The organism is Streptomyces sporangiiformans, from assembly GCF_005768555.2.
Lineage (GTDB): Bacteria > Actinomycetota > Actinomycetes > Streptomycetales > Streptomycetaceae > Streptomyces > Streptomyces sporangiiformans.
Window position 1 is genome coordinate 1 of sequence record NZ_VCHX02000250.1, and the last position, 4,023, is coordinate 4,023.

The window sequence follows — 4,023 nt, forward strand, 5'->3', positions numbered from 1 at the left end:
AACGCCGGACGGGCTGGGTATGTCAGCCCCTCCGGCGTTTGAGGAGCGGGGGTCCAGGGGGCAGAGCCCCCTGGCGGGGTCTGGGGCGGAGCCCCAGGGGATGGGAATGGGTAGGGGCGGCGGGGGCGAAAACCCCCCGTCGGCGAAGCCGCTACGCCCCTTGCCGTGCGTGGTACGTCTTGCGCGTGTGCTCCGTGTGGGCGCGCATCACCTCTGTCGCGCGCTGCTCGTCACGGGCGGCGATCGCTGCGATGAGGTCGCGGTGCTCGATCCAGGACTGGTGGCCGCGCTGCCGGGCGACCGGGGTGTAGTACCAGCGGACACGGCGGTCGACCTGGCCGGCGAGTTCGGCGAGGACCGCGTTGCCCGCCAGCTCCATGACTTTCGCGTGGAAGCGGGCGTTCATCGCGACCGCGCCGTCCACGTCGTCGGCGGCGACCGCCCGGTCGCCCTCGGCGCACAGCTCCTCCAGCGCGCTGATGCCGGCGCTGCCCGCGTTGGCCGCGGCGAGCCGGGCCGCTTCGGCCTCCAGCAGCGTACGGACCGTGAGGAGCTGGTCGGCCTCCTCCTCCGTCGGCTCATGCACGAACGCGCCCTGCGCGGGTCGCAGATCGACCCAGCCCTCGGTGTTCAACCGCTGCAACGCCTCGCGCACCGGCTGCCGGGAGACCCCCAGATGCCCGGCGAGTTCGCTCTCGACCAGGTGCTGGCCGGGCTGGAGGGCCCGTGTCGTGATGAGTTCCAGCAGCGCTTCGTAGACGCGGTCCCGCAACGGCCCCGGTCGTTCGAGCTTGGGCACAGCCCCCTGCGGCAGTCCGGACGACAACATCGCGGTCCCCCTCTTGGGCATGTCCCCTCCCGGGGCTGCTCAGAAGCCGGAATGGATTGGCTTTCGTCTACAGTCTACCGAGCACAATGGCCAGGACCAGGGGGAGTTGGCCTCGTCACACCGCGGGGTCGGCGCACGTCAGGGACAGCGGACCACCTGTCCCGCGTACGAGAGGTTCCCGCCGAAACCGAAGAGGAGCACCGGGTCGCCCGTGGAGATCGCGCCGCGCTCGACGAGCTTGGACAGCGCGAGCGGGATGCTCGCGGCCGAGGTGTTGCCGGACTCGGTGACATCGCGCGCGACCACGGCGTTCACGGCGCCGATCTTCTCGGCGAGCGGCTCGATGATGCGCAGGTTCGCCTGGTGCAGCACGACCGCGGCGAGGTCCTCGGGGGCGAGGCCCGCGCGCTCGCACGCCTGGCGCGCGATGCGCGGGAGCCGGGTGGTCGCCCATCGGTAGACGCTCTGGCCCTCCTGCGCGAACCGCGACGGGGTGCCCTCGATGCGTACGGCATGCCCCATCTCGGGCACGGATCCCCACAGGACGGGCCCGATGCCGGCCTCGTCGGCGGCCTCGACCACCGCGGCCCCCGCCCCGTCCCCGACGAGTACGCAGGTCGTGCGGTCCGTCCAGTCGGTGACGTCGGACATCTTGTCCGCGCCGATCACGAGCACCCGGGTCGCACCGCCGGCGCGTACGGCGTGGTCGGCGGTGGCCAGCGCGTGCGTGAAGCCCGCGCAGACGACGTTGATGTCCATCACGGCCGGGGACGGGATGCCGAGGCGGGCGGCGACCCGTGCGGCCATGTTCGGCGAACGGTCGACCGCGGTGGACGTGGCCACCAGGACCAGGTCGATGTCGTCGGGGGCGAGTCCGGCCGCCGCGAGGGCCTTGGCCGCGGCGTGCGCCGCCAGCTCGTCGACCGGTTCGTCGGGCCCGGCGACATGCCGTGTGCGGATGCCCACCCGGCTCGTGATCCACTCGTCGCTGGTGTCGACCAGGCCCGCCAGGTCCTCGTTGGTGAGTACCTTGGCGGGCTGGTAGTGACCGACGGCGGCGATGCGTGAGCCGTTCATGGGTGGGTCCCCCTTGTTGCCTGGGTAGCGGGACCCACCAGTCTGATCAAGTACTCACGGGTACGAGGACAGGTGAAGCCACAGGAAAGGCGCGTCAGGCTTGTCGGCTTCCGTCACAGCATCGGGACGCCCGCATACGTACGCGGACGCGCCAGTACGCCCTCGGACCTCCGTGCGGTCACCCCGTGAACAGCTGGGTCGCCTTCCGCACCAGTTCGTACAGACCGTAGGCGAGCGGTACCAGCACCCAGAGCCAGGCCAAGGCGATCAGCCCTCGGCGGCTAGGCGGACTGCTGTCGCTGCTGGACATCGGCGGCCTCCCTCGGGGCGGGGATGTGGTGGCGGGCATGGACGGGACGGACGAATTCGTTGGCGACGAAGCCGACGACAAGCAGCCCGATCATGATCATCAGGGACACTCCGTAGAGGGACGCGCCGGATTTGCCCGCCTCCTCCTGCCGGTCCGCGATCCAGTTGACGATCAGTGGACCGAGGACGCCGGCGGTCGACCAGGCCGTGAGCAGCCGGCCGTGGATCGCGCCGACCTGGTAGGTGCCGAAGAGGTCCTTCAGATAGGCGGGGATGGTCGCGAAGCCGCCCCCGTAGAAGGACAGGATCACCAGCGCGCAGACGATGAACAGCGGCTTCGAGGAGTCCCCCAGCCATGCGATGAGGGCGTACATCAGCGCACCCACGCCCAGATAGACGCGGTAGATGTTCTTGCGTCCGATCAGGTCGGACGTCGACGACCAGCCGATACGGCCCGCCATGTTGGCCGCCGACAGCAGCGCGACGAATCCGGCCGCCGCGGACACCGAGACCGGCGTCGAGGTGTCCGCGAAGAAGTCCGTGATCATCGGGGCGGCCTTCTCCAGGATGCCGATCCCGGCTGTCACGTTCATGCAGAGCACGATCCACAGGCACCAGAACTGCGGGGTGCGCACGGCGTTGCGGGCCGAGACCTGCACCCCGTCGAGCGGCCCGGGACCGCCGCTCACCGCGGGCTTGTCCGAGCGCGGCACGCGCACGAGCAGCACGCCGAGCGACATGAACACCGCGTACGTCAGCCCGTGCACGAGGAACGCCGCCGCGATGCCGGAGTTGTCGGAACCGAACGACTCCAGCATCTGCGCGGACCAGGGCGAGGCGATCAGCGCGCCGCCGCCGAAGCCCATGATGGCGATGCCGGTGGCCATGCCGGGCCTGTCCGGGAACCACTTGATGAGCGTCGAGACGGGCGAGATGTAGCCGATGCCGAGGCCGATTCCGCCGACGAAGCCGTAGCCGAGGACGATCAGCCAGTACTGACTGGTGGCGGCGCCGAGCGCGGAGATCAGGAAGCCGGACGAGAAACAGCACAGGGCGACGGTCATCGCCCAGCGCGGCCCGTTGCGCTCGACGAGCGTGCCGCCGAACGCGGCGGACAGCCCGAGCATCACGATGCCGAGCTGGAAGGGCAGCGCGCTCTGCGTACCGCTGAGGTCGAGCGCGGACTCCAGGGACGGCTTGAACACGGACCAGGCGTAGGCCTGGCCGATGGAGAGGTGGACCGACAAGGCTGCGGGCGGGACCAGCCAGCGACTCCAGCCGGACGGCGCTATGGGGGGACTCATGATCCCGAACGATAGGAACAGGGCGTCCAGTTGGGAAGTCGGCATGCCCGAACTCGTCGACGGTATGCGGTGAACGGTATCCCGGGTCCGACGAACGGTCGTTGAGGACCGACAAGCGGCATCTCGTGGCATGTCCATGGCGCGTCCGTAGCGCGTCCGTGGCGCGTCCGTGGCGCCTTTCCGGGTTCGCGTGGAAGGAACCCAAGAAGCCAGGCCGGAACACAACCGTCAGTTGTTCCACTGAACCTGCCAGTCGTTTGATCCAACACGTCGGCCAGGACTTTGATGGCGCTTCCGACAACTCACCGTTGTACTCCAGGAGTCGCCGTGTCCCGGTCCTTCACGCACTTGCACGTTCACACCCAGTACTCGCTGCTGGACGGTGCCGCGCGGCTGAAGGACATGTTCAACGCCTGCAACAGGCGACGACGTGATCCTCTTCGGACTGTCCGCGGTCCGCAACGTCGGCACCAACGTCGTCGAAGCGATCATCCGCTGCCGCAA

4 protein-coding genes and 1 pseudogene are annotated in these 4,023 nt (G+C 69.5%); 1 reads left to right on the plus strand and 4 read right to left on the minus strand.

What is annotated here, in order from left to right; translation table 11 throughout:
• Positions 1-151 precede the first annotated feature (151 nt).
• The 4 genes from FGD71_RS35310 to FGD71_RS35320 form a co-directional block, all read right to left on the minus strand.
• A complete protein-coding gene (locus FGD71_RS35310; protein ID WP_119104637.1) occupies positions 152-829 on the minus strand; it encodes a GntR family transcriptional regulator in 678 nt (225 codons plus the stop codon).
• A 138-nt stretch (positions 830-967) separates the two neighbouring features.
• Positions 968-1,906 carry a beta-ketoacyl-ACP synthase III gene (locus FGD71_RS35315; RefSeq protein WP_119104636.1) on the minus strand — a complete coding sequence of 313 codons (939 nt, stop codon included), beginning with the start codon at positions 1,904-1,906 and terminating at the stop codon, positions 968-970.
• Between the two features lie 178 nt (positions 1,907-2,084).
• Positions 2,085-2,216, minus strand: a complete 132-nt coding sequence (locus FGD71_RS49780; RefSeq protein ID WP_276147176.1) for an MFS transporter small subunit — start codon at positions 2,214-2,216, stop codon at positions 2,085-2,087.
• Entirely contained in the window at positions 2,188-3,519 is a 1,332-nt protein-coding gene (locus FGD71_RS35320; RefSeq protein ID WP_119104638.1) for an OFA family MFS transporter, read from the minus strand. Before FGD71_RS35320 ends, FGD71_RS49780 begins: the two co-directional genes overlap by 29 nt.
• A gap of 285 nt (positions 3,520-3,804) precedes the next feature.
• On the opposite strand from FGD71_RS35320, the pseudogene FGD71_RS50310 reads away from it, so the two are divergent.
• A pseudogene (locus tag FGD71_RS50310) lies at positions 3,805-3,939 on the plus strand (PHP domain-containing protein); the annotation flags it as partial.
• Between the last annotated feature and the right edge of the window lie 84 nt (positions 3,940-4,023).

Excerpts from the sequence above, each read along its gene's own strand:
- FGD71_RS35310 (WP_119104637.1), bottom strand. The coding sequence starts at position 829 with ATGTTGTCGTCCGGACTGCCGCAGGGGGCTGTGCCCAAGCTCGAACGA.
- FGD71_RS35320 (WP_119104638.1), bottom strand. The coding sequence starts at position 3,519 with ATGAGTCCCCCCATAGCGCCGTCCGGCTGGAGTCGCTGGCTGGTCCCG.
- FGD71_RS49780 (WP_276147176.1), bottom strand. The coding sequence starts at position 2,216 with ATGTCCAGCAGCGACAGCAGTCCGCCTAGCCGCCGAGGGCTGATCGCC.
- FGD71_RS35315 (WP_119104636.1), bottom strand. The coding sequence starts at position 1,906 with ATGAACGGCTCACGCATCGCCGCCGTCGGTCACTACCAGCCCGCCAAG.